Below are 25,525 nucleotides of genomic sequence, written 5' to 3'. Positions count from 1 at the left end.
GGAGCGGCGCAAGCCGCGACAGCCGAAGCGGTGAAATACCAAGCCGGTGTCCGGAGCCAGGACGCAATCGGACATCGCCATAAAGCAGCCGCTTCCCAGCAGCTTCGGCTGACTACGCTTGCGAAAATTACTTCGGTTACCCGAAAAGCAGAACGCTCCGGGTGCGAGCCCGGAGCGTTCTGAGTGCATCGTTTCAATCAACTTCGCGGTTGCGCTTTGCAGCCGGCTAACCGCGACTCAACAGCGCCCACTCAGCGCCCGGTCTCCGGCGTCTTCGTGGCCGCCGCCTCCGTCTCCATCGCTACGTCCTGCGCGCTCGGGGCCATCATCGCCGCGCCCGACTGCAGGCCCGGCGAGAACGACAGCAGCAGGCCGAAGCTGGTGCTCGGGTCCTGGCCGCTGCCGTGCTGGCGACGCATCAGCAGCGACAGCTTCCAACCTCTGGAGAAGGTCATGTCCATGCCGGCGCCGTAGCTCAACGCGTTGTCGCCGTAGCTGCGCAGGCCCAGCACGTAGTCGTTGGCGACCGGCATGATCACGTAGTTGAGGTTGACGTCGCTGCGGTTGTCGATCGACTCGCGGTATTCGAGCAACCAGTACGGACGGAAGATGTTGCCGCGTGCGGTCACGATCGGCAGGCTGCCTTCTACGCCCAGCGATGCACCGCTGTTCTCGACGGTCTGCGAGCCGTAGCTCAGGTCGTAGATGCCCAGCCCGGTCTCGCGATAGCCGTCGAGCTTGGTGCGGCTGCTGTCGAGGCGGCCGTAACCGGTCAGCATCATGCCGTTGCCGCCGCCGTGTTCGTAACCGGCGGTGAGCGAACCGAACACCTGGTCGCCTTCTCGCTCGGCCGAAGCGGTGGCACCGGCCGTCGCACTGTAGCGGCGGATGTCGAAATCCAGGCGGCCCCAACCGAGGATGCCGTCGACGAACCAGCGTTCGCTCGGGCGCCACAGGCCGTACAGCGACAACGCGCGCTGCTCGGCATCGAGCTTCGAGCGGCCGTCGTCCAGGTCGGTGTCGTTCCAGCCGAAACCGCCGGCGACGCCGAGCAGGAAGCGCTCGCCGATGCGCCAGTCGGCACCGACGGTGAGGCCGTCGCTCTGGAAGTCGAAACCGTCGCTGCGCGCGTTGCGTTCGCGCTGACCGTTGGTGATGCTGCCGGCCGTCCACAGGCCCCAGCCTTCCGGCAGGCGCACCGGATCGATCGACATCACCTGGCCGGCGGTCAGCGACATCGCCCCGCCCGAGCGGCTGCTCAGGTTGAGGGCCATGTCGTTGCTGGAACGGTTGGCGCCGGCGAAGCGCTGCTGGCGCAGGCGGTCGTGGATGTTGGACTGCTGCGCCGAAGCGAAGCGCACGCTGGCGTCGACTTGCGCTTGCAAGCCACCGACCACGCTGGGATCGCGGGTCGGGTCGGGTCGGCCGGTCACCGTCAAGGTGGCATCGATCGAGGCCTGCAGATAACTGCCGCTGGCCGCCTGGGTCGCGACCAGGGTCGCCACGCCGGCACCGACGATCGTCACCCTACGTCCGCTGACCGTCGCCACCGCCGTATTGGCGCTGCTGAAGCTGAAGGCGCCACTGCTGTTGCTGCTCGGGTCGGGCAGATCGAAGGCTGCCTCGCCGACGGTCTTGGCGAGGTCGCCGATCCAGGCCAGGTTCGGCGTGGCGCCGGCGATGATCACTTGCAAGGCGACTTGCGGCGCGGCGGTGTAGTTGGCGTTGCCGGCCTGGTCGGCGGTGAGCGAACACGTGCCCGATCCCAGCGTGCTGACCGTATTGCCGCTGACGGTGCAGATCGCCGGCGACGTACTGGCGAACACCACCGGATTACCCGAGGCTCCGCCGCTGGCCGACACCGTGAAGCTGCCGCCCGGCGTGTACACCGGCGCTGTCGGATTCGCGCTGAAAGCGGTGATGGCCTGAGCGGCCGCGCCGATGGTCACGTCCAGCGTCAGTTGCGGTGCGGCGCTGTAGTTGCCGTCGGCGGCCTGGTCGGCCGTCAGCGAACACGTGCCCGCGCTCAACATCGTCACGGTGCTGCCGCTCACCGTACACACCGAACTCGTGGTGCTGGCAAACACTACCGGACTGGTCGAGGCGCCCGGTGTGGCCGAGACCGCGAAGCTGCCGCCGGCCGCGAACACCGGCGCCGCCGGGTTGGCCGCGAAATCGGTGATCGCCTGGGCCGCCAGGGCGATGGCCACATTCAAGCTGACCTGGGGCGAAGCGCTGTAGTTACTGTCGCCGGCCTGATCGGCGGTGAGCGAACAGGTACCCGCGCTCAGCATCGACACCGTGCTGCCGGCGACCGTGCACACGCTCGGCGTAACGCTGCCGAACACCACCGGGCTGCTCGACAGGCCCGGCGTCGCCGAGACCGTGAAGCTGCCGCCCGGCGCGTACACCGGCGCGGCCGGATTGGCGGCGAAGTTGCTGATCGATTGAGTGGCGACACCGATCGCGACGACCAGCGAGGCCTGCGGCGCGGCGCTGTAGTTGGCGTTGCCGGCCTGGTCGGCGGTCAGCGAGCAATTGCCCGCGCTGACGATCGTCACCGTGTTGCCGCTGACCGTGCAGACCGCCGGCGTGGTGCCGGCGAACACCACCGGGTTACCCGAGGCGCCACCGGTCGCCGACACGGTGAAGCTGCCGCCCGGCGAGTACACCGGTGCGGCCGGATTGGCCGCGAACGCGCTGATGGCCTGGCTGGCAGGACCGATGGTCACCGCAAGCGTCGCCTGCGGCGCGGCCGTGTAGTTGGCATTGCCGGCCTGATCGGCGGTAAGCGCACAGTTGCCGGCCGCCACCGTCGTCACCGTGTTGCCGGCGACGGTACAGACCGCAGGCGTGGTGCTGGCGAAGACGACCGGGTTACCCGATGCGCCACCGGTGGCCGAGACGGTGAAGTTGCCGCCCGGCGCGTACACCGGCGAGGCCGGATTGGCGGCGAAGGCGGTGATGGCCTGGCTGCCCTGCGCGATCGCCAGGGTGTAGGCGCGCGTGCCGCTGAAACCGTTGCTCGAAGTCGCCTGCACGGTGAAATTGAACGAACCCGCGGCGGTCGGGGTGCCCGACAACGCACCGCCGTTCGACAGGGCCAGGCCCGGCGGCAAGGCGCCGGCGGTGACCGCGAAGGTGTACGGAGCGACGCCGCCGTTGCCGCTGGTGGCGCTGAGGGCCTGCGAATACGCGGTCGCGAGCGCGCCATTGGGCAAGGTGGCCGGATTGACCGTCACCGCCACCGTGACGCAGCTCAGCACGAGGTTGGTCACGTCGGCGGCGATCGCCGCACCGCTGGACGGCGCGACGCTGCACAGCTGGCCGGCGGGATTACTGAGCACGCTGACGTTCCAGTTCGCGCCCTGTGGCAGGCGCGTGGGGAACACGAAGCTGCTGGCGGCCTGCGCCACCACGACCTGCTGCGAGCTGACCGGATTGGTCGCGGCGAGTTGCAGGGTGACCGGGCCGGTCTGGCCGCTGGCCGAACCGCCGACCGCGAACTGGGTCGGGGCGAAGCAGACCAAGGCCGCGCCGTTGCCGGCTTGCACGCCGTTGTTGATGGTGACGGCGCTCAGGCCGGTCGCGCCCGAGCTGCCGCCCGCACCGCCGCCACCGCCGCCGTTCCAGTTCTGCTGGCAAGTGACGGTGCCGACGCCGGCACCGCCGCCGCCGGCACCGACCGTGGCGCCGCCGCCACCGCCGCCGCCGAAACCGGCACCAATGAAGGAACCGGAGAAATTGAAGGCGTCGCCGCCGTTGCCGTTGGCCGCGTTGCCGGCAGTGGCCGGAAAGCTGCCGCAGCCACCGCCGCCCGCACCGCCGGTGCCGACCGCTCCGCCACCGCCGCCGTAGGGGCCGGGGCCGCCCGGCACGTCCGCGCCTGCGCCGCCCGTGCCGCCGCCGCCGACACCGCCGGCACCGCCGGCGATGACGTTCGCGGTGCTCCAGCCGGCGTTACCGCCGCCACCGCCGCCGCCGGCGATGCCGACGCGGTTGCCGATGCCGTTGCCGCCGACGCGCAGGTCGGTGGCGCCGCCGCCGATGCCGTCGACGCCCTCGCCGATGCCGCCGGGATTGACCGCCTGCGAGCCCTGCCCGCCGACCCAGATCGACAAGGTCGCGCCGGGCGTGACCGCCAGGGTGCCGCGCACCCGCCCCCCCAGGCCGCCGGTGCCACCGGGTGAGTTCGGGCTGCCGCCGATGGTGCCGGCGCCGCTGCGACCGGCGCCGCCCTGGGCGCCGCTGAGGTAGACGGTCAGCGAATGCACGCCGGCCGGCACGGTGAGGGTCTGCTCGCCGCCGGTGAAACCGAACGCCGCCGGCGTTTCGCCGACACCGCAACTTTGCGCTTGCGCCGTACCGGTAATGCCGAGCCCCGCCAGCAACAGCAGGCCGCTCAGCCGGGCCATGGCGCCGCGAGCCGCGCGCAGGGCCGGATCGAGACACAGGCGCGTGGTCGCGCCCGCACGGAATCGCAACGTCTTCATAAGCATCATCTCGCCCCCTAGGCGAACCGCATCGCGGTTGCACGAAACCCTCGCACACGCGATCGCGCGCACGGCCTGTGCGCCACGAACGCGAGTGCTCCCCTGCAAAAAGTCCTGGGCCTTTGCGCTCGCGGCCTACCCCAAGGCCCGACGAGCGTCCGGTCGAAACCGGTACCCGGAACACAAGCGCCCCTCCCTGAGGCGCTTCGTTGGAAACAGTTAACGCGGAACGAGCCCGTTTGCGGACAGCTCGTCACAATAAAAACTGTGCCAAGCGACACATTAATCCAGATGACCCGGATTTTCCGTACCGCTGGTCCGACAACCCCGGACTCGGCTTCACGATGCCGGCCGCGGCACGTTGCAGCCGAGCTTGCCGACTCGGACGCGCCGCTACGCGCGATCGGGCGCGCCGTGGCCGGGCTCCCGCGGGACCAGCCGCCTGCGACGAACCCGGCCGCGAGCGTTGTAGCGCAGCGCGCAAGCACGGCTATGCGGCGTCCCGGCCCAGCCGCCGGACACGGTCGTGGCCGGGCCGCTGTCGCCCCGGGTACAATCCTCCGGCTCGCTGCACTCAGGCGCAGCGCGGTCGTAGAGCAGCCGGCTACACCGTGAAATCGCAACGGCCCCGTAGCTCAGCTGGATAGAGCATCCCCCTCCTAAGGGGAAGGTCACACGTTCGAATCGTGTCGGGGTCGCCAACCTAAGGGCTGGGCGAGACAGCAAGCAAGCGCGCGCTTCCAAGTCCCGATGGCTCCGCTCATCGCATTCGACTCGGACTTCACCCGGTCGGGCAACGGCCCGACGGCGGCAAACACGCTGCCGGCACCAATGCGTCACGTCTGCTCGGCCGGCACGAACGACACATCGAACACTCGCCATCTTTGTACGGTTCGATCCGCCCCGGCCACTTACCTGCCGGCATCGCGCACATAACGTCGAACAGCGCCGTCTTCGGCCAGCGGCCATGAACAAAAAATAAGTGTGATTGCCCTGAATTTGGCGTATTTCTCTACGTACGACGGAACATGCGGCCCTATGCTTGCGCTCTGTCGGAACAACCGACGAACCGCTGGCATCGAGTTGCTACAGCCGTTCTCAGGGGGAATGTTCCATGCCGAGGTCATCCAGTGCCCTGCTGCCGCCAGGCGCAGCCCTTCTTTCTGTGAGCCGGCGCAGGCCGGGCATACGATTTTCGAGACGCGCCTTCCTCTGCCTGTTTGCGGCGATGTCGGCATTCGGATTCGCCGGCGGTGCTTTCGCGCAAACCAACTGGGTCACCTTGTCGGGCGGTAATCCGGGCATTTTGAACAGCGGCCAGACCGCCACGCGAACCTGGCTGTGGGCGCCCGGTGGAAGCTCTATTACCGGCACGGTCGATATGACCCGCACCGGCGCCGGGCAGGTCTATGGATTCACCGAGAATCATCAAACCACCATTACCGCGAGCGGCTTCGGCGCCCCCGCTTACTCCGACGCTTACGCCAACTCCGTCGGTGGCGTGACCGGAATCTTTCACTTCGGCTTCGAGGGCGAATTTCCGCGCGCACCGGACGATGCTCCGCCCGCGGCAGTTTCCACGACCGTCGTCGACTTCAAATTCAACGGCAGCGTCACCTCGCCCGACAACACCATCATCTCCTTGTTCGACCCGGGCTCCGGCGATACCGGCGTCAGCGGGCCGTTCACTTATAACTTCGACGCTTACTACCAAGGCGTTCCGATCAACACCAGCACCTGGACAGTGACGGTCGTCGACCCGTATCCGCCCACCGGCACGCCGACGAACTACACCTGGAACGCATCCACCGCGACCTACACGCTGTCGTCGTTTCCGTCGGCGACCGGCGGCAACTATCCCGACACGCTGGTTTTCATCGATACCCATAACACCACCTTCGACCGTCTGGTATTGACGGCGGTCGGTCTGGTGACGGACAACCTGGGCGTCGGCTTCGGCTCGGCCAATGTGCCCAACCTGCCGATCACCCTGGGCAAGACCTGGGTCAACGGCAAGAGCGGCGATACCGTCAGCCTGACTCTCGCAGGAGCGGGCGCAGAAAATCCTACCGCCGGCACCTCGACGCCGCCGGCCACGACGACCGCGGCGACCGCGAACGGCTTGCCGAGCCAAACGGTCACCCTCAGCGAAACCTTCACCACCGGCAGCGCGGCGAACTACACCATCACCTGGGAATGCCGGCGCATCTCGAACAACACGCTGGTGGCGAGCGGCACCGGCGCTAGCGGCAGCTTCACCATGCCGACCGACTCGGGCGTCGGCTGCGCGTTCACCAATACCCGCATCGCGCAGCAGATCAATCTGGCCAAGACCTGGCAGAACGCCACAGTCAACAATGCGATTACGGTGACGACGACGGGCGGCACCAACAACCCGACGCTCGCCTCCACTGCGAACACACCGAACGAGACCGATACCGGCGCGGCGGTCACCGTGTATGCCGGCGACAGCGTCGTGCTTCCGGCGGAAGCCTTTTCCAACGGCAGCCAGGCGAACTACCTCACGACGGTCGCCTGCGCCGGCGGCTCCACGCTCGCGTCGGGCGCGACCGGACGCTCGCTGACGATCTCGACCAGCACCACGGCGACCACCTGTACCTACACCAATATCCAGCGACCGGTGATTCGCCTGCAGAAGTCCTTGCCGCTCGGACGCTTCGTTGCCGCCGATCAGTTCGCACTGAGCGTGGCCGGCCCGGGCGCGCCGGCGCCGGTGACGACCACCGGCAGCGGCAGCACCGCCACCGGCACCGTGACGGTGGACCCGGCCACGATCGGCTCGGCCTATACGCTGTCGGAAACGGCGGCGGCCGGCGCCAATCTGGCGAACTACACCACGGCCTGGAACTGCAGCAACGCCTTTTCGGGCGGACAGACGCCCAGCGGCAGCGGCACCAGTTTCAATCTCACTCCGGTAGCCGGCGACGACCTGACCTGCACCTTCGCCAACACCCGCGCACCGCTCGCGGACTTGTCCATCACCAAGACCAACACCCCGGGCGTGAACGGCGACGTCGACCAGGCCAACGACACCTTGATTCAAGGCGCCATCACCACCTACACCATTGTGGTGACCAACAACGGCCCGGACGCGGTGACCGGCGCGGTATTGCGCGATCCGATCGCCGGCCGTAGCGAGCTGACCTGCCCAGGCCCGGCAGCTTGCTCGGGCGCGGGTTGCCCCGCACCCACCCTGACCATCGCACAACTGGATGCAGGGGTGGCGCTGGCAACCTTGGCGGCGACGGCACCGAACAATCAGGCGACCGTAACCCTGAGCTGCACGGTCCAGTAAGCAAGCCGACCGCCGGATCGACAGCGGCCGGCGCGGCCCGCCGCGCGGCCGTGATCGGCCTAGCCATGCCCGGCCATGACGGGCAATCAACATGCAATAACCGGCCATAAGCGCCCGTTACCGGCCGTTGCCGAGCACCGCCGCGGCCCACCGGCTACAATTCGCCGGAGCACCCCACGCTTCGATTGGACGCGGCGCCCCCCTCCTAAGGGGAAGGTCACACGTCCGAATCGTGTCGGGGTCGCCAACCACGCAGCGCCGCTCATGCGCGCTGCCGGCGCCCGCGAGGGCGTCCCCTTTCCGTCTCGCCGCGCCACGGCGCGACCATCACTTGGAGCTTTCGGTATGACCCACCCCGTTCTCGCCGCCCTGGGACTCAAAGACAACGAGTCCGGCACCTACCTCGGTCATGGCGAATGGTCGAAGACCGCCGACGCCGGCGTGCTGGAGCCGATCAATCCCACCGACGGCGAAGTGCTGGCGCGCGTGCAGGCGTCCTCGCAGAGCGATTACGACACCATCGTCGAACGCGCCCAAGCCGCCTTCGCGGTGTGGCGCACCACCCCGGCCCCGCGCCGCGGCGAAGCGATCCGCCTGTGCGCCGACGCGCTGCGCAAGCACAAGGACGCGCTGGGTTCGCTGGTCGCGCTGGAAATGGGCAAGTCCAAGCCGGAAGGCGACGGCGAAGTGCAGGAAATGATCGACATCGGCGATTTCGCCGTCGGCCTGTCGCGCCAGCTGTACGGCCTGACCATGCACTCCGAGCGCCCGGGTCACCGCATGTACGAGCAGTGGCATCCGCTCGGCCTGGTCGGCGTGATCTCGGCGTTCAACTTCCCGGTCGCGGTGTGGGCCTGGAACTCGTTCATCGCGGCGATTTGCGGCGACATCACCATCTGGAAGCCCTCGCCGAAGACCCCGTTGTCGGCGATCGCCTCGATGAAGATCTGCAACGAAGCACTGCGCGCCGGCGGTTTCCCGGACATCTTCTTCCTGTTCAACGACGCCGGCACCGAGCTGGCCTCGAACTTCGTCGACGACAAGCGCATCGCGCTGGTCAGCTTCACCGGTTCGACCAAGGTCGGCCGCGTGGTCGGCGAGCGCGTCGCGCGCCGCATGGGCCGTTCGCTGCTGGAACTCGGCGGCAACAACGCCATCATCGTCGACGCTTCGGCCGACCTGAAGCTGGCGATCCCGGCGATCGCGTTCGGCGCGGTCGGCACCGCCGGCCAGCGTTGCACCACCACCCGCCGTTTGTTCGTGCACGAGTCGATCCATGACGACGTGCTGGCCAAGCTGGTCGCGGCGTTCAAGCAGGTCGAGAAGAAGATCGGCGACCCGACCGACCCGGCCAACCTGATGGGCCCGCTCAACAGCCGCGATGCCGTGCAGGCCTATCTGGATGCGGTCGAGAAGGCCAAGGCCAGCGGCGGCAAGGTCGAGACCGGCGGCGCGCAGATCGAGCGCAAGGGCAACTTCGTCCTGCCGACCATCATCACCGGCCTGAGCAACGACGCCGAAGTGGTGCAGACCGAAACCTTCGCGCCGATCCTGTACGTGATGAAGTTCAAGACCCTGGACGAAGCCATCGCCCTGCAGAACGACGTGCCGCAGGGCCTGTCGTCGTCGATCTTCACCGCCAACCTCAAGGCCGCCGAAGCTTTCCTGTCGGCCGCGGGTTCCGATTGCGGCATCGCCAACGTCAACATCGGCACCTCCGGCGCCGAGATCGGCGGCGCGTTCGGCGGCGAGAAGGAAACCGGCGGCGGTCGCGAGTCGGGTTCGGACGCATGGCGCGCCTACATGCGCCGCCAGACCAACACGATCAACTACTCCGACGCATTGCCGCTGGCGCAGGGCATCAAGTTCGATCTGTAAGCGCGGGCGGCGATGCCGTTCTCCGATCGAACGCCAGGTCCGTTGCCGCCGGGGTATCCCCTGGCGGCAACGGATGCCGCGGGCCAGCCCATCGGTGCAGGCACGCGGGTATGCATTCCCTGTTTGCCCGACTGGTTGATCCACGACCTGCCCGAGCCAGAGGTCGCGGAGCTGCGCCGCTTCGAAGGCCAGTCACTGCCGGTTTTGCGCATCGACGCTTACGGTTACCTGTGGTTCGGCGAGAACTCTCCGCGGTTTTGCCTCAGGCCGGCCGAAGTGTTGGTCGAGCCCATCGATTCCAGCAGCCCGGGCTAGCGCAACGCAGTCCCCGGCAACCACACCGTTTTGTGATCGCAAGCGCAAAAGTCCGTCACACCGGCGATCGCAGACCGCGACGCATTCGGCGTAATCGCCGCGCCGCCGCCCCTAGCATGGGCTCGCCAGATGGACTGGCGACGGTGAAGGACGTCTTGTGGACACACGGAACCGCAGCATCCGCTTAAGCGCACTGGCCTTCGGCGTATTCGGCTTCGCCGCCGCCCTGACCGCCTACGCCGCGCCGCAATGCGAGCACTGCCTGGCCGGCTATTACGCCTGCCGAAGCAACAGCCCCGGCGACACCCAGCCCTGCCTGGAAGCCATGTGGGACTGCGAGACCGCCAGCGGCTGCGCGATGAGCTATCCGCCGGATTGATCTATCGCGGGCATCGGCACGCGCCCGGTACCGGCCATGATCGAACGCGGACCGCGAACGCGCTTTGCGGACCGCTTCGTCTTTGCGTCGTCGCGATAACCCGCGGCGAGCATGCCGGCGCGGCGAGCCCGTCGTATGCTGTGACGATATTCACATCACGAGGGAACGTCCCCCATGCAAATGCCTGTCCGCCAGACCAATGTCCTGGCCATCATCAGCCTGATCGCCGGCATCCTCGGCTGGACCCTGCTGCCCCTGGTCGGCAGCCTCGGCGCCATCATCACCGGCCACATGGCGCGCGGCCAGATCCGCCGCGAACCGGACCGCTACGACGGCAACGGCCTGGCCATCGGCGGCCTGATCCTGGGCTGGGGCTCGGTGATCATCGCCCTGCTCAGCCTCATCGTGATCGTGCTGTTCTTCGGCGGCCTGGCCACGATCGTGGCCCTGAGCGGCCAGCACTGACACCGCCTGCGCGATGCGTCCCCGGGCGCATCGCGCAACCGCCGCGCCATCCCGCCGGCATGCGGCCCAGCCCGCCCGCCGGCATGCGGCCCAGCCCGCCCGCCGCCAACCGCCACACGCCGTGCTCGCCCCGAGCCACCCGCTTGGGCGATAATCGGCGTCCCCGTCCCCGAGCGCCCCCGACGACCTCGTGTACAGCCTTGCCCGACCCTTTCTCTTCGGACTGGATGCCGAACGAGCGCACGGCCTAGGCCTGACGGCGCTGGAAACCGCTTATCGCAGCGGCCTCAATCCACTCATGGCGCGGCCGCCCAAGCCGCTGCCGACCAAGGTCTTCGGCCTCAGCTTCCCCAATCCGGTCGGCCTGGCCGCCGGCCTGGACAAGAACGGCGCCCACGTCGACGCCCTGCTCTCGCTGGGTTTCGGCTTCATCGAGATCGGCACCGTCACGCCCAAGCCGCAGGCCGGCAACCCGCGTCCGCGCATGTTCCGCCTGCCCGAACAGCAGGCCGTGATCAATCGCCTGGGCTTCAACAACGACGGCGTCGACGCGCTGGTGCGCAACGTCGCCAAGGCGCGGCGCAAGCGCGGCCTGCTCGGCATCAACATCGGCAAGAACAAGGACACCCCGAACGAGAACGCGGAGAGCGATTACCTCTACTGCCTCGAACGCGTGTATCCGCTGGCCGACTACATCACCGTCAACATCTCCTCGCCGAACACCGCCGGCCTGCGCGAACTGCAGGAGGAGCAGTCGCTGCGCCGCCTGGTCGGCAGCCTGCGCGAGGCGCAGGAGAAGTTCGCCGCGCGCGAAGGCCGGCGCGTGCCGATGCTGGTCAAGATCGCGCCCGACCTGTCCGACGACGACATCGAGGCCGCCGGCCGCGTGCTCGGCGAGCTGCAGGTCGACGGCGTCATCGCCACCAACACCACCATCGCGCGCGACGGCGTCGAAGACAGCCCGCATGCGAAGGAAGTCGGCGGCCTGTCCGGGCGCCCGCTGATGAGCCAATCGACCACGGTGCTGCGCAAGATGCGCACGCGCCTGCCGGAAAACATTTCGATGATCGGCGTCGGCGGCATCCTGTCCGGTGCCGACGCGGTCACCAAGATGGCCGCGGGCGCGAGCCTGGTGCAGTGCTATTCGGGCCTGGTGTATCGCGGGCCGGCCCTGGTCCACGAATGCGTCGAAGCGATCCGTCGCCGCAAGGAAGCGCCCAGCCGCGGCAATGTCCCGCCGACGATCTGAGCCCACCGTCATCCACCCGATTCCCTATCGCAAGCATGATTCGCAGGCATGGTTCGCAGGCATGAGCGCATGAACCCGAGCGTGCGCGTGCTGCGCGATGCATCCCTGAAAGACCGCAACAGCTTCGGTGTCGCCGCGCGCGCGCCGTGGCTGGTCAGCGTCGACGAGGCCGCGGCCCTGCCCGAGGCGCTGCAACGCCCCGAACTGAGCGACGGCCTGGCCCTGGTGCTCGGCGGCGGCAGCAATCTGCTGTTCGCCGGCGACCCGAGCGGTGCGGTGCTCGAACTCAGCGGCCGCCAGGTGCGCATCGTCGAAGACGACGGCGAACGCGCGATCGTCCGCGCCGATGCCGGCGTGCCCTGGCACGGCTTCGTCATGCAGATGCTGGCGCAAGGCTTCGCCGGCCCCGAAAACCTGGCCCTGATCCCGGGCACGGTCGGTGCCTCGCCGATCCAGAACATCGGCGCCTACGGGGTCGAGGTGCGCGACTTCGTGCACGCAGTCGAAGCCTTCGAGCCGGCGACCGGGCGTTGGTTGCGCTTCGACAACGCGCAATGCCGGTTCGCCTACCGCGACAGCCTGTTCAAGCAATCGCCGGACCGTTACCTGATCAGCGCGGTCGAGTTTTCGCTGTCGCGCGTGCCCGCGCTCAGGCTCGACTACGCCGGCATCGGCGATGAGCTCGCGACGATGGGCGTGCATGCACCGACGCCGCAGGCGGTCGCCGATGCGGTAATCGCGATCCGCCGCCGCAAGCTGCCCGACCCGGCCGTGCTCGGCAACGCCGGCAGCTTCTTCAAGAACCCGATCGTGCAGATCGCGCAAGCAGAAGCCTTGCTGGCCGAGCATCCGTCGATGCCGTCGTTCCGCGGCAACGACGCCGACACGCGCAAGCTGTCGGCGGCCTGGCTGATCGACGGCTGCGGCTGGAAAGGCCATCGCGACGGCGACGCCGGCGTGTCGGCCGCGCATGCGCTGGTCCTGGTCAACCATGGCCGGGCCAGCGGCGTGCAACTGCTCGACCTGGCCCGCCGCATCGCCGCCTCGGTGCAGTCCCGCTACGGCGTCGCGATCGAACCGGAACCGCGCCTGATCGGCGCCACGTGGTGAGCGCCGCGCCGGCGCATCCGATGCGGGCCGCCAGCCTGATGCTGGCCAGCACGATCTCGTTCGGCGTGATGACCATCGCGATCCGTTTCGCTTCGCACTCGCTGCATACCTTCGAGATCGCCTTCTTTCGCAACCTGTTCGGCCTGCTCGCGGTGTTGCCGCTGTTGCTCGGCGCGCAGCGCGCGGAACTGCGTACCCGGCAGTTGCCGAAGTATTTCGTGCGCTGCCTGATCGGCATCTGCTCGATGCTCGCCGGCTTCTGGGCCATCGGCCACCTGCCGCTGGCGCAGGCGATTTCGCTGACCTATTCGACGCCGATCTTCGTCACCATCGCCGCGGTGCTGTTCCTGCACGAACAGGTGCGCGCGCGGCGCTGGCTCGCGGTGCTGGCCGGTTTCATCGGCGTGCTGGTGATCGTGCGGCCGGGCTCGGCGGATTTCTCCATCGACAGCCTCGCCGCCCTGCTCGCCGCGGTGCTCGGCGGGGTGATCTCGATCCAGATCAAGCAGCTCTCGCGCATCGACTCGGCCAACACCATCGTCCTCTACACCTATGCGTTCTGGGTGCCGATGTCGTTGGTCCCGGCACTGTTCGTCTGGCAGTGGCCGCAGGGCACGGTGTGGTGGTGGATCATCGCCGCCGGCATCTTCGGCACCGGCGGGCAAGTGCTGTGGACGCACGCGCTCAAACTCGGCGAAGTCTCGGCGCTGACGCCGATCAGCTTCATGCAACTGCCGTTGGTGGCGCTGGCTGGCTGGCTCTGGTTCGGCGAAGGCCTGGACGCCTACACGGTGACCGGCGCGGCGATCATCCTGGCGTCCAACGCCTACATCGCCCATCGCGAAGCGGTGCTGGCGCGGCGCGCGGCGTCGGCCGCGGCGACGGCGGGGGCCGTGCCGGGAGAGTGAGTTGCTGCGCCTGGTCGTAGCGTTTGTAGGGTCGCCGGTCAGGCGGGGCCTCACGATCTGGCGCAAATCCCCTCTGCCCCCCTTTGCAAAGGGGGAACAGCACGGTGGCTTTGAAGGCACGAACGCTCCTGGTGGCTCGTACCAGCGATGCATCGACTCCGCTTGTTGCAGCGCACGAAGGCGCCGACCGCACTCGGCGATTCCGTGATCGGGGTCCGGGCATTAGCGGACAGGCGCGGCCGCATTAGCGGTCAATCTGCGCAGATCGGGTCCGGCGCACGCCGGCGCGATTGACGCGGCCGTACGGCGGGCGATATCCAGACGCGGCAGTACGGAGGGGAACCGGCCTCGCGCACGCCCTAGCGCGCGCCGGTAACGCGACCCGCTCCTCCCTTCATGACGATCCAAGGAGAGAGATCATGGCACTGAGCCGTCACGTGGCCGTCGCCCTTCTGGGCGGCGCCGTCGCCTTGTCCAGCCTGCCCTCGCATGCCGAGCAAGGCGATTACGGTTTCTTCGAAACCATCCGCAACCTGTTCTCGCCGCCCAAGGCCGACAACAAAGTCCAGCCGGCGCAGCGCAGCGGGCAGTACCCGCTGCTCAGTCGCGACGCCGCACGCGCCGACGGCTTCGACCCCGGCGCCTACTACCAGTGGCAGACGGTGCAGTTGCCCGCCGAGACCGGCGCAGTCTGCGGCAACGGTTCGCCGTACAAGATCTTCGTCAACCGCGTGCCCGACACCACCAACACCATCATCTACATGGAAGGCGGCGGCGCCTGCTGGGACTATGCGAGTTGCTCGGGCCAGGGCGGCGTGCGCGGCGCGCGCAATCCCAACGGCGTGCCCGACGACTACATGAAGCTGCTCAATCCCGGCGCGAGCCTGGTCAGTCCGTTCGTGACCCGGGTCAGCCCGTTCGACGGGGTCAAGACCCAGGGCTGGAACATGGTCTACGTGCCCTATTGCACCGGCGACCTCTACGGCGGCGACAAGGTCGCGGTCTACGACGACCCGACCGGGCAAGCGCAACCGCTGGTCTGGCACCACAACGGCCTGCGCAATTCGCGCGCGCTGACCGCCTGGCTGAAGGACAACCTGCCGCGGCCCGGGCAGATGCTCAGCACCGGCTGCAGCGCCGGCGGCGCCGGCAGCCTGATCAACTACGACCCGCTGCGCCGCGATCTGTCGCCGAGTCGCGCCTTTCTGATCGACGACTCCGGCCCGATCTTCCCGACCCCGCGCAACGGCAACCCGGCCCAATACCCCTCGCAGCCGTTGATGGCGCATATCCGCGGCGCTTGGGGCCTGGACGCGCCGAACGGCCCGCTGGCCTATCTCGCCAGCGGCCTGCCGCAGCTCGACCTCGACGAACTCGGTTCGATCTACCCCGCACTCGCCAACAAGCACGGCAGCGACCGGCTCGGCGCGACCCACTTCTGGCAGGACCTGAATTACTCGTCGTACTCCTACGAGCGCTTCCACGCCGACATCCAATCGGCGCCGAACCAGGCCGCGAAAGAAACCCTGATCCACGCGAAATGGGCTTCCGACACCCAACGCCTGTCGGACCGCCTCAACGGCCTGGACAACTTCGGCGGTTACTTCCCGCAATACCGCGCCTTGAACGAAAGCCATTGCACGACCATCGTCGATTTCAAGAACGGCGACGTGCAGGAGCAAAGCCTGGAGCTGAAGCACTTCATCGACAGCGTGCTCGACGGCAGCGGCAAGGTGCGCGACGCTTCCGAGCAGAACGACAGCCGCGACAAGGCCAAGCCGTTCAACCTGCTGTACTGGCTGGTCGACCAGTTGCTGGCCTGACCGGCTCACACCTGATAGAAGCAGGCACCGATGCGCACGACCCTCTTATGGGTGCTCGCCCTGACCGTCGCGGCCATCGCCGCGGCGGTTGGCGGCGGCTGGCTGCCGCTGTCCAAGGCGAAAGCCGATACGGTAGCGGCCAGCAACGCTCAGGGCACGGGCACGGGCGCGCCGTCGCAGATGCAGGCCCTGCTGGCGACACCGCAGGCCCGCGACTACCGCCAGCGCCAGCAGTTCCAGCGCGATGCGCAGCGCTTCTTCCGCGATGCGCGCAACCTGGGGCCGGTCGCACGCAGCCAGCGCGCGCAAGTATTGGAGCGCAAGATCGATGCCTATGAAAACGCCGGCGAACTCTCCGCCGGCGAAACCATGCTGCTGCGCGTCGGGCTGATCCAGGCCACGGTCGCCGATCCCGCCGAACAGGCCGCGCAGGTCGAAGTGCTCGCCCAGCGTTACCGCGCCGATGCCGCACGCCGCAATGCGCAGTGGCAAGACCAGCAACAGCGAGACCCACGTTTCCGGGACTACAAGCAACGCGAACGCGACGTGGTCGCCGAAGTCCTGGCGATGCAGCGCATCCCCGCCGGGCTCAGCCGCGACGAGTACCTGCGCCAGCGCCTGCAGGCCGAACGCGAACAGGCCTACCGTTAGCCGTGCTGCTGCCGGTTGGCGGCAACGCGCTCAATCGCCTTCCGCCACCGCCACGCGATTGCGCCCGCTGCGCTTGGCCGCGTACAAGGCCTGGTCGGCGCGCGCGAACGTGGCCGCCGTGTCCTCGCCGGCGCGGTGCGTGGCCAGGCCGATGCTGATGGTCAGCGGCAACCCGACGGGCAGATTCGCGACCGCCTCGCGCACGTATTCGCATTGCAGCTGCGCTTGCGCCTGACCGCACTCGAACATCATCAGGAACTCCTCGCCGCCGTAGCGCGCCACCCCGCCCGGCGCGGCCGCGTACAGGCGCAAGGCCTCGGCGACAGCGAGCAGGACACGGTCGCCTTCGGGGTGGCCGTGGATATCGTTGATGGTCTTAAAGTGATCGATGTCGAGCACGGCGACATGCAACGCCGCTGGCGCCTGTTGCCGCGCCAGCGCCTGTTCCAGCGCCAGCGCGAACGCGCGCCGGTTCGGCAGGCCGGTCAGCGGATCGGTGCGGGTCAGCGCAGTCAGATCGGCGTTGCTGGCTTCGAGCTCGGCCTGGTACTGCAGCAGCTTCTGCTCGTACCAATCGCTCTCTTGCAACTGCCGTGCCAAAGCGTGGCTGACCCGGCGCAATTCGAGCAGGCGCGAGGTCTGGGTCGACAAGGCCTGCAAAGCGACGTACTGGTGTTGGCGTAACTCGCGCGGCTGGCGGTCGATCACGCACAGCGTGCCCAGCGCCTCGCCGCCGGGCGTCACCAGCGGCGCCCCGGCATAGAAGCGGATGTTCGGGTCGTCGACGACCAGCGGGCTGTCGGCGAAACGCGCATCGTTGTGCGTGTCCGGCACCACCATGGTCCGGTTCGGCTCGAGGATAGCGTGGGCACAGAACGCCAGCTCGCGCGGTGTCTCGCTCGCGGCCAGGCCGATGCGCGCCTTGAACCACTGCCGGTCGGCGTCGACCAGGCTGACCAAGGCGGTCGGCACATCGCAGATCGCGGCCGCGATCGCGACCAGGTCGTCGAAGTCCTTTTCCGGGGCGGTGTCGAGGATGTCGTAGCTGCGCAACGCCGCCAGGCGCGCGGCTTCGTTGGCGGGTATCTCGGGTTTCTGCACGACTCGGTTTCCTGGGGTCGGAGCTGTCGAACCCCATCCCCTGTCATGGCCTCCGACCTGTCGAGTCTAGCAAGGCCTCGCCGCCGCCGGATCTGACCAGAGCACGGATCGGGCCGGCTGCCCTGCCCCGTAACCGCGTCATGCGCAAGTGCGGGACCGTCCCGAACCCCGTTTCGCCGACCACCGTCACGGCCATTGCGCGATGCCGTACTTCCAAGCGATGGCACTGCTTGCAATGTCGGCCCGCTAGAATCGAACCTGCCGTGCAGGCGCGCCAGCGGCCTGCGAACGACAACCTGGAACGACCGCACCCATCGCCACAGAGAGGGCCACGTGCAAGTGGAAACGAACGATTACGTCGAACTCAAGAGCGAGATCCTCGACGGCATGCGCAGCTACATGGAAGAGCTCAAGGAAGACGGCAGCGACGCGGGTTACACCGCACAGGACATCGACGACTGCGAAGGGATCATCGATCGTTTCCTCGACGCCATCGCCCACGCCGCCGGCGACAACGCCCGCGCCAGCGGCGCGGTCAAGGACACCGTGCTCGCCCTCAACGCCCTCAACGCGCGCTGCGGCCACAGCCTGATCGAAACCGACCAGCGCGAAGGTCTGTGCGAACTGATCATCGGCGTCGCCGCGACCGCCGGCGTCGGCTCGGGCCAGGACGACATCACCGAGGAATGGCGCGAGTGGTGAGGCTTGTCGGCTCCTGATAGCTGCCACTCCGGCCGCATCTCATGCATTCGGAGCGTAGAACGCGAGCCGTTCTACCTCCAGCTTGGGCGCATGCATCGCCCCTCCAGGCAAAGCTCATAGCATTCGCAGCACAGGCCTCGCTGCGCTAGGGCGGGATGATCTCAGTCTTTCTAATGCCCCGCCTGATATTTGTCTTGCCGAAATTGCACTTACCGCGATACTGAATCGATCTACCGCCGTAGCTTTAGACAATCGACGAGCGGCCACCTATTTCGATCAATACCGTTTCCTGGCCAGCCGGACAATTCGACGGAACCGCGTCACGCAAATGCTGGACTACAGGCCCCATCAGGCGGGCGCAGTTCCCCCCACACTGACGCCTGATCAAGAGCGTGGATTGCTCCTTAATCTCGTCGCGCGTGTACGAGTATTCCCCCGTGCGCGACACATAGCAGACCGAGACCGAACTCGATTCGCGCAACTCTTTTGAAAGCTCAGCGGAAGCCGCACGACCGGCATCGCCCGCTTGTTGGGAACCCGCAATAGTCAGGAAAAGTGCGGACAAGCTCGTTGCAGTCAGCATCGCTTTACGCTCGTTGACTCACAAGTATTGAACGGTCCGGCAGAGTAATCGGCGACAACGCCGCGCCAACGGCGCGATAAAAGACACCACGTTCGCGTTTAACGCCCATAACGCTCGCTACAGCTCCCGCCTGATCGAAACCAACCGAAAACCTGCGCGAACTTATCGTCGGCGGCGCCACGACCGCCGACGTGGACTCGGGCCTGAATGATATCGTCAAGGAATGGCAGGAGTGGCGAGACTGGCCATTGCGTGATGTCAATTTTCCGAGAGCCGTGCCTTGCGTCAGAGCCGAGCGCCGGCAAGCGCAACCATGACCAACTTGTGCATTCCGGCCTCTATTTACGGGCCTTTTCGCTACCACCACATGAAGAACGATGACATCGTTTCTTCATGCCAATGGAAGTTCCAAAGCGCTTTATGAAATTCGGCTCAAGCAGGCCAACCGCATATGCGTCGCCGCGGTCGGACGCCACCACTGGACCGTCAAACGAAATCAGCCGATAAAACTCGTTGAAGGGAAAAACCAACAACACAGCATCCGGCTCGAAAACTATGTCGCCGCCCGGATGTTTATTAGCCGCCACCAGATACCGATTCGATAGCAGCAACGGCGCGTCCCCACAAGCCTTGACGTCACTCTTTTCAAGCCGCCCCTTCGTAACCTCGGTCACTCTAATAATGTAATAGGAACGCCGATCTTCATAACCCGCGCAAGGCCCGACCCCTGACCCAACAACTGCGCCAAAGAATATATATTCCGATTCTGCAAAAACCTCCTCCAGGGGCCGGACATCACCTCCCTCTTGAGCAAAGCCACTCCCAAAAAACATGAGCCAAAGAACAAAAAACGATATGATTCGCATGGCCAATTATCCTCCCCTGGCCTGTCGCCGTATGGCTCGTTGCGGGTTACAGCTCCGTCGAAATCAATTGACATGAAAGCCAGAACTAACTCAATGACGACATCTCGGTGATCACCCGCATAGGACTCGGGCCAGAACGACGTTCGTATGGACAAGTCCAGACAGGCAGCTTCCAAACACTCTCTTTCGTCAGCAAACCCTATGACCTCGGCGCCGAGTCCCTGCGTTTCTTTCAAGGCACCAGAATTTTCTTTCAAAAGCCTGATCTGCTCCGAACTTGGTTCCCTTAAAGAATCGACAAGCAAGTCATCCGCCAATGGACGGCCGACCTTAAATTCGACCCTATTGAATTCAAAAGAAGTGGCGCGAACATCTCCTGGCCCAAACCCAATTTATTTTACCGGCGTTGTACAACAGGCCAAAAACATCAGAACAGCCATCGCAACATCGCGACGCATGTTAAGTCCCCAACAAAAAGGCTTTTGCCATACTTATACAGACGTAGTCAGTCGACGCTGACATTTATCTCGACGCGCCGATTTTTCTCCCGACCCTCATCCGTACCGTTGTCAGCGATTGGCATCTCACTGCCATGGCCGACAGGAGGCTTTAGTGATGCGGGCGCTATACCGTTAGAAATCAGCCAATCGTATACCAGCCTCGCCCTTCGAATAGACAGATCTCGACATTGATTATCGATGCACTCAATATCATCCGTGAAACCAAGCACCTCAAACTTCACGCGAGAGTAGTCCTTTATTATCTTCGCGTCTCGCTTCAGCGCACTTAAGAAGTACTCCTTCGGGTCTCCCAATATTGACTCGAGGCTTTCGCTGCCTTTGGGATGACCGGACTTGATCTCGACAGCGGTCATCTCCAAACCGGAATGCAGGGTCGCTGCCTCTTGACGATAGCTCTCATTCAATGAAGCGCATGAGACAAGCATTAACGCCAGAAGAGCAGAACAACAAACCTCTCGGAGAGCAGTCACCCTCATCATCTAAAGGCCTCACTATCGATTCGAACTTTTCCTCAGCATGAAGCCAATTAACTCTCGGCTCCATACACCATCTTTCGGACAACGTTGCCCACCAGACTTAACTGGATAGCAAGGACGGAAGCTGGACAGCAATTCAGCGACCTTTGCCCGATCGCTCACCTCAGCTTCTAATGAAATGTGGGTCGCCGATTTTGAACGCGCCTTAGGTAAAATGTAAGTTTCAGACACTTCGCCGTCCTTCGCGGCCCCCATCTTCAACACCCACCCCGGCACTTTCCTTTTAATCAACAGCTCGTCGCCTTCAATCCTCTGGGGGGGGCATCTCCGACATAAATTGTCGCTACCGCGAGATCTCCTTTCCGCACGGCATAAAGATGAAAATCGGACGGAATGGAATAGTCTAGCGAGATCCCGCTTGGCTCGTTCATCCCCTTCTGCTCGGCATCTTGCCGTCTGGTCCGATCGCCTTTTGGATATGAGCCTATTTTTTCCGCTCCAGAGCGGTCACGAACGTCCTTAGCCGTCTTTGCCCGCGAGCCAACCCACGGCCCTTCTTCGACAAGCACCATCTTCCACTCATCGTGAGAGCCCCACTTCACAATAAAGTCGACTTTAGTATTACTGCGACCATTCATAGCGGCACAAAAGCAAATGATCGATCGCGATAAACCTTGGCGAGCAACCTAGCCACAGCGGGCGACATAAATCCATCACATAAGCTTGCGCATGGACGGAAAAGAAAGTTCGGCTAAGACATAGCGTCATAACCTCACCTTCCTCGAGGCGCGATCACCAGATGATGAACCTGTGGCTAGTGATTGCACACTGATGAATGAATATCGCTATTTAAGTAGTTCGCCTGCAACCCTCTCAACAGAACAACGGCGCTCCTGTCATCCGTGGCGAGCAGCCAATCAACGCATGCCGACTGAGCGGAAAGTTCGGCGCGCATCAGCTTCGACGAGCTAATCCGGCCTTCGAAATGCGGATCGGCGGGATCTAGCCGCTCGCGCGTTTGGACAAAACCATCGACAGTATCCACCGCCAGTTCCTCAACTATCTCGGCCTTCTCAGAAGTAGGTTGAACCAGTGCCTCCAGCGTAATCGCCAGTGCATTAGCTGCATCGAGCGCTGCCGAAGTGAATTCGGAACTGAACTTCTCCGTATCAGGCGCAAGTCCATCGCAGAAAGAAATCAAATCAGCGCGATTCCCGGGCAGTGCGCCATCCCTTATCCATAGCCAAATTTTATCGAGAGCGTCTCGAAGAATACTGGGATCGCCGAAGCCCGTTTCAACGTGGAAACGATAGAAATTCGGAACCATGCGCTCGCAGCACGTCGCCATGAACGCAATAATTTTCCAGCCTGGCTGGGCTTGCAAACCGCCTGCAATCATATTGGCCGTCCTACCTGCAGAGTTCTTTTCCACATGATTCAGCAGCATGCTAATCAGCAGTTGGATTTATCTCTACGCGGCGATTCCGCGACCGTCCTTCGTCCGTTTCGTTGTCGCCTATCGGCATGTTACTTCCACGACCGACAGGCGCTTTTAATGATGAAGAAGAAACCCCCGCTGCAAGCAGCCAGTCATACACCATCCTTGCTCTACGAGCAGATAGTTCTTGGCAATTTTCGCGGCATTCGATCCTGTCGGTAAAGCCGAGAACCTCAAACCTCAGCTGAGGCGTACCCCTGATGGCTTCAGCGTTCAATCGAAGCGCCCTCTTATAGAACGCCTCAGGCTCAGCCAGTGCCGCCTCAATGCTTTCGTTATCCGTTGGATGCCCGGATTTCATGCGTACAGGGACCATCTCTATCCCGGAGGCCAATGGAACTGGAACTCTACTCTCTTTAACTTCAGCCCCCTTCCTATGCGAGGAGCAAGAGACGAGCAACAAAATAAGATTGACGAAAATTACCCCGAACACCACCCTTATATAATCAATAATTTTCATTTGCAGCTCCCTTCAGCGCTTGATCCACATGCCGAGGTAACAGAAAAACGCGCCTGGGCTTCGATATTAGATTGACTAATCCCACCCCACAGCGTCCACCCTTCACTACTGAATTCGCCAAAGCTCGCAGCCTTCTGATAGTAAGCCTGAGCTGTGTACCCAGAAATTTCTTCTCGCATTCTTTCAGCCCGTGTTGCTACCGGCGCCTTTCGCTGCTGATCGTTCGCCCCGTGTTCACCCTCATGCGCTGCCACTCGAGCTATCACGTGCAACGTGTCATTCTCCGTGCTTCTCAAGGCACGCGCCATATTCACAGTAATATGTCCCCCTCCATCCTTTCGAATTTGAGCCGTCCCGCCGAAATTACCGCTAGCGAATGAAACGCTCACCTTGTTGTCTTCTCCGGCTTTTCCATAGAATTTTGCGATTCTCGCCATCACACTTCGCTCATTTGAGGTAAGCCGGGGATTACTCGCAGCCGAAGCAACGCGCTCCAGAGCTTTTTCGAGGCTTGTGCAATGGGACTTGCTCCCTGAGCATACATATCGCCCATCAGGGTCAATAAAGCGATAAGGGTTGTTGTTCGCATACCAATAGCGATTGAAGTTAGCACCCGTCTTCGAGTTCGCCGTAACAGGATCGACGGATAGGAAACGCCCTATTTCCGAATCGTAGTAGCGCTGTTGCATGTAGGCCAAACCAGTCGCGGCATCGCTCACATGACCGGTATACCCGGGACCATCGGATACCGGACTATTCAAGAGTCGACCATACGGCTCGTACTCGCTGCGCTCAACAACATTCTGATTGACGTCGGTCACGGCTACGGGGCTGCCGAGCGCATCCGTATGGATGTATTCGACTACGGTTTCCGCTTGCACCCCAAGCGAGGCGAAGCTCAGCAAGGCCGCTGCGACGAGGTTCGAGATCCATTTCATGTCATCGCTCTCCGTTCAGTCCATGGCTTCGGTTCGACGCGTCGCCGGGTATGGCGGACTCGACCAGGCCGAGCAGCCACCGGAGCCGCAGGCGCGGACGGCGTAGTTGTAGGTGCAGTACTGGCCGCTGGAACTGGACTGGATTTGAGTGGCCGCTCCGCTATACAACACCGCGCCGGTATCGGTGGACTGAAGTTGGTAGCTACTGGCCTTGGCCACCGCTCCCTAACGGATCGTGCAGGTATCCATCACGATCTTGCCGCGCAGCGTATTGCGCAGCCAATCCGCCAGGTTGATCGCCGGCGTACCCGGCGGATGGTCGATGCTGATGAATCCGGGCTGGGAGTACGGGCCGCAGCCGGCAGCGTTGCATCCGCGCACGCGGTAGCCGCGGGTGCCATCCGGCCGCCCCCAGATCGTCGCGCCGCCGGTGTTCTCCTGATAGATCACGGTCCAGGCACCACCGCCAGCGCTCTCTTCGAGCTGGTAGGTCGTTGCCGTGTCGACGCCGTTCCAGCCGGCCCAGAAGGTGCCGTTGTTGCTGCTGGCCGGAACGCTGATCCCCGGCGCGGCCGTCGGCGGGCCGATGACGTAAACGTTGGCATCGCCGGACGTGGGGCCGCAGCCCGCGGCATTGCAGGCGCGCACTCGGTACGAATAGGTGCCTGTGGAACCGCCGTAGACAGACCGAAGCGGTCTTCGATCTTGCTGACGTAGAGCTTGAGCTTGTATCGATGAAGCAGTGCGTTGGGAACGTTGTAGCCCCACGGATGGGTGATCGACGAATAACGCCGATAGACCAACCAGTCGAAGGTGTATTTCGTGCCGTCCGGCGCATAGCCGATCAGCCCCTTGCCGGGACCGTTCTGCACGCTGGGCAATTCGGAGAAGAACCACCCGTCCTTGGTGGCATAGGTGTAATTGATCGAATTCACCGGTTTGACGCGCTTCGGGTCCGCCGGGATGCTCAGCAAGTCCCCACCGCCGCCGCCATCGATGGTGAGCCGGTTACCGCTCCAGAACATCGAGCGATCGAACTCGACATAGCCGTTGTTGACGTTCGCGGGTACCGGCACCCAGCCATTCTGCTGAGAGCTCTTGCTCTCGTGGACAGCGCCGACATAAGGGATGTCGAGGTCCCAGTTGCCATTGAGCTGTCCCTGGGCGATGTCGTGCGGGTCGTGGAAAATACCCAGCGCCACGCGCAACCCGCTGTTTCCGGGCACAGCGATTAGATCGTGGCTGAAGCGGACGGTGCCGTTGAACAGGCTGACCTTGTCGCCGAACGCTTCGTCGCCCAGCGGCGACACGTTCTCGGTGGAACGAACCTGCTTGGCGTATTCGTTAGGCCAATCGGTTCCTTGGGCCCGTACCGAACCGAGCACCAGCGCCAGTCCGAAAAACGCCATCCAGGCCAAGGCGCGCCGCAACCATTGATTGCGATCGGTAGTTCCGTTTGAAGTTCTCATGGTTCATCCGTGCCAGTCAGCCGTTGCAGCTGAAACCTTCGATGCGGGCAACCTTGTCCGCTTCCCGTCGCAATCTTTCTTCGTATGAAATGTGCTTTGCAAGCCTTCGAAGTACGGCAGGAAAACAGAGGATGAGTTCGTCAAATATGAATGCGTAGATGGCACATCTATCGGCGCTCAACGGTCGGCAGTCGATAGCTGTCGAAGGCGAGAAAACAGAAGCGGCCGATCGATAATCATCGATCGATGCACGACCACATCGCAGGTCTCCTCGCCGCCACGCAGACACAAAAAAACCGGGCCCGCGAACGGGCCCGGTCTGGA

Annotated in this window: 22 protein-coding genes and 2 tRNA genes; 14 read left to right on the top strand and 10 right to left on the bottom strand. The window is 64.5% G+C overall.

From position 1 onward, the window contains the following. A partial coding sequence (locus ACTJJK_RS05565; protein WP_440729713.1) for a hypothetical protein occupies positions 1-183 on the top strand: 183 nt, incomplete at its 5' end. A 68-nt stretch (positions 184-251) separates the two neighbouring features. Here ACTJJK_RS05565 and ACTJJK_RS05560 read toward each other — a convergent pair. Continuing rightward, complete coding sequence (locus tag ACTJJK_RS05560) at positions 252-4,493, bottom strand: autotransporter domain-containing protein (protein WP_440729712.1); 4,242 nt, start codon at positions 4,491-4,493, stop codon at positions 252-254. Between the two features lie 624 nt (positions 4,494-5,117). Between ACTJJK_RS05560 and ACTJJK_RS05555 the strand changes: the two genes are divergently transcribed. The 12 genes from ACTJJK_RS05555 (at position 5,118) to ACTJJK_RS05500 (ending at position 16,587) form a co-directional block, all read left to right on the top strand. Further along, positions 5,118-5,194: transfer RNA gene (locus ACTJJK_RS05555), tRNA-Arg, on the top strand. Positions 5,195-5,535: 341 nt separating this feature from the next. Next, a complete protein-coding gene (locus ACTJJK_RS05550; RefSeq protein WP_440729711.1) occupies positions 5,536-7,809 on the top strand; it encodes a prealbumin-like fold domain-containing protein in 2,274 nt (757 codons plus the stop codon). 122 nt (positions 7,810-7,931) lie between these two features. Beyond that, positions 7,932-8,056 (top strand) — tRNA-Arg (locus tag ACTJJK_RS05545). A gap of 98 nt (positions 8,057-8,154) precedes the next feature. Further along, a complete protein-coding gene (amaB, locus tag ACTJJK_RS05540) occupies positions 8,155-9,687 on the top strand; it encodes an L-piperidine-6-carboxylate dehydrogenase (RefSeq protein ID WP_440729710.1) in 1,533 nt (510 codons plus the stop codon). Between the two features lie 12 nt (positions 9,688-9,699). After that, complete coding sequence (locus ACTJJK_RS05535; RefSeq protein ID WP_440729709.1) at positions 9,700-10,002, top strand: hypothetical protein; 303 nt, start codon at positions 9,700-9,702, stop codon at positions 10,000-10,002. A gap of 157 nt (positions 10,003-10,159) precedes the next feature. Further along, positions 10,160-10,381, top strand: coding sequence for a hypothetical protein (locus ACTJJK_RS05530; protein ID WP_223620527.1), 222 nt, complete (start codon positions 10,160-10,162; stop codon positions 10,379-10,381). A 174-nt stretch (positions 10,382-10,555) separates the two neighbouring features. Next, on the top strand, positions 10,556-10,846 hold the full coding sequence (locus ACTJJK_RS05525; protein WP_031373780.1) for a DUF4190 domain-containing protein: 291 nt from the start codon (positions 10,556-10,558) through the stop codon (positions 10,844-10,846). A 190-nt stretch (positions 10,847-11,036) separates the two neighbouring features. Further along, the gene (locus tag ACTJJK_RS05520) at positions 11,037-12,095 is read left to right on the top strand and encodes a quinone-dependent dihydroorotate dehydrogenase (RefSeq protein WP_057918572.1); all 1,059 of its coding nucleotides are present in this window, start codon (positions 11,037-11,039) and stop codon (positions 12,093-12,095) included. 48 nt (positions 12,096-12,143) lie between these two features. After that, positions 12,144-13,205, top strand: coding sequence for a UDP-N-acetylmuramate dehydrogenase (gene murB, locus ACTJJK_RS05515; RefSeq protein WP_440729708.1), 1,062 nt, complete (start codon positions 12,144-12,146; stop codon positions 13,203-13,205). 20 nt (positions 13,206-13,225) lie between these two features. Further along, positions 13,226-14,113, top strand: a complete 888-nt coding sequence (locus tag ACTJJK_RS05510) for a DMT family transporter (RefSeq protein ID WP_440729762.1) — start codon at positions 13,226-13,228, stop codon at positions 14,111-14,113. Between the two features lie 419 nt (positions 14,114-14,532). Next, the gene (locus ACTJJK_RS05505) at positions 14,533-15,936 is read left to right on the top strand and encodes a pectin acetylesterase-family hydrolase (RefSeq protein ID WP_031373784.1); all 1,404 of its coding nucleotides are present in this window, start codon (positions 14,533-14,535) and stop codon (positions 15,934-15,936) included. 30 nt (positions 15,937-15,966) lie between these two features. After that, positions 15,967-16,587 carry a hypothetical protein gene (locus ACTJJK_RS05500; RefSeq protein WP_440729707.1) on the top strand — a complete coding sequence of 207 codons (621 nt, stop codon included), beginning with the start codon at positions 15,967-15,969 and terminating at the stop codon, positions 16,585-16,587. 30 nt (positions 16,588-16,617) lie between these two features. Here the strand turns inward: ACTJJK_RS05500 and ACTJJK_RS05495 are convergent, their stop codons facing one another. Further along, a complete protein-coding gene (locus ACTJJK_RS05495) occupies positions 16,618-17,688 on the bottom strand; it encodes a GGDEF domain-containing protein (protein ID WP_440729706.1) in 1,071 nt (356 codons plus the stop codon). Between the two features lie 333 nt (positions 17,689-18,021). On the opposite strand from ACTJJK_RS05495, the gene ACTJJK_RS05490 reads away from it, so the two are divergent. Next, positions 18,022-18,390, top strand: a complete 369-nt coding sequence (locus ACTJJK_RS05490) for a hypothetical protein (RefSeq protein ID WP_223620523.1) — start codon at positions 18,022-18,024, stop codon at positions 18,388-18,390. A 244-nt stretch (positions 18,391-18,634) separates the two neighbouring features. On the opposite strand, the gene ACTJJK_RS05485 is transcribed toward ACTJJK_RS05490, so the two are convergent. The 8 genes from ACTJJK_RS05485 to ACTJJK_RS05450 form a co-directional block, all read right to left on the bottom strand. Beyond that, positions 18,635-18,973: a hypothetical protein gene (locus tag ACTJJK_RS05485; protein WP_440729705.1), complete on the bottom strand. Its 339-nt coding sequence runs from the start codon at positions 18,971-18,973 to the stop codon at positions 18,635-18,637. 338 nt (positions 18,974-19,311) lie between these two features. Continuing rightward, the gene (locus ACTJJK_RS05480) at positions 19,312-19,839 is read right to left on the bottom strand and encodes a hypothetical protein (protein ID WP_440729704.1); all 528 of its coding nucleotides are present in this window, start codon (positions 19,837-19,839) and stop codon (positions 19,312-19,314) included. A gap of 505 nt (positions 19,840-20,344) precedes the next feature. Then, positions 20,345-20,713 carry an OmpA family protein gene (locus ACTJJK_RS05475; protein ID WP_440729703.1) on the bottom strand — a complete coding sequence of 123 codons (369 nt, stop codon included), beginning with the start codon at positions 20,711-20,713 and terminating at the stop codon, positions 20,345-20,347. A gap of 937 nt (positions 20,714-21,650) precedes the next feature. Further along, positions 21,651-22,283: a DUF416 family protein gene (locus ACTJJK_RS05470; protein WP_440729702.1), complete on the bottom strand. Its 633-nt coding sequence runs from the start codon at positions 22,281-22,283 to the stop codon at positions 21,651-21,653. Between the two features lies 1 nt (position 22,284). Next, on the bottom strand, positions 22,285-22,794 hold the full coding sequence (locus ACTJJK_RS05465; RefSeq protein ID WP_440729701.1) for an OmpA family protein: 510 nt from the start codon (positions 22,792-22,794) through the stop codon (positions 22,285-22,287). After that, positions 22,791-23,732, bottom strand: a complete 942-nt coding sequence (locus ACTJJK_RS05460; protein ID WP_440729700.1) for an RHS repeat domain-containing protein — start codon at positions 23,730-23,732, stop codon at positions 22,791-22,793. The genes ACTJJK_RS05465 and ACTJJK_RS05460 overlap by 4 nt, the downstream gene beginning before the upstream one ends. Before the next feature lie 225 nt (positions 23,733-23,957). Then, positions 23,958-24,182, bottom strand: coding sequence for a hypothetical protein (locus tag ACTJJK_RS05455; protein WP_440729699.1), 225 nt, complete (start codon positions 24,180-24,182; stop codon positions 23,958-23,960). Then, positions 24,179-25,201, bottom strand: a complete 1,023-nt coding sequence (locus ACTJJK_RS05450; protein WP_440729698.1) for a hypothetical protein — start codon at positions 25,199-25,201, stop codon at positions 24,179-24,181. The genes ACTJJK_RS05455 and ACTJJK_RS05450 overlap by 4 nt, the downstream gene beginning before the upstream one ends. Positions 25,202-25,525 lie beyond the last annotated feature (324 nt).

Origin of the sequence: Lysobacter sp. 22409 (assembly GCF_052045105.1) — a bacterium.
Classification (GTDB): domain Bacteria; phylum Pseudomonadota; class Gammaproteobacteria; order Xanthomonadales; family Xanthomonadaceae; genus Lysobacter; species Lysobacter antibioticus_B.
The sequence above is the reverse complement of the archived record's forward strand: the minus strand, read 5'-3'. Positions and strand labels throughout refer to the sequence as shown.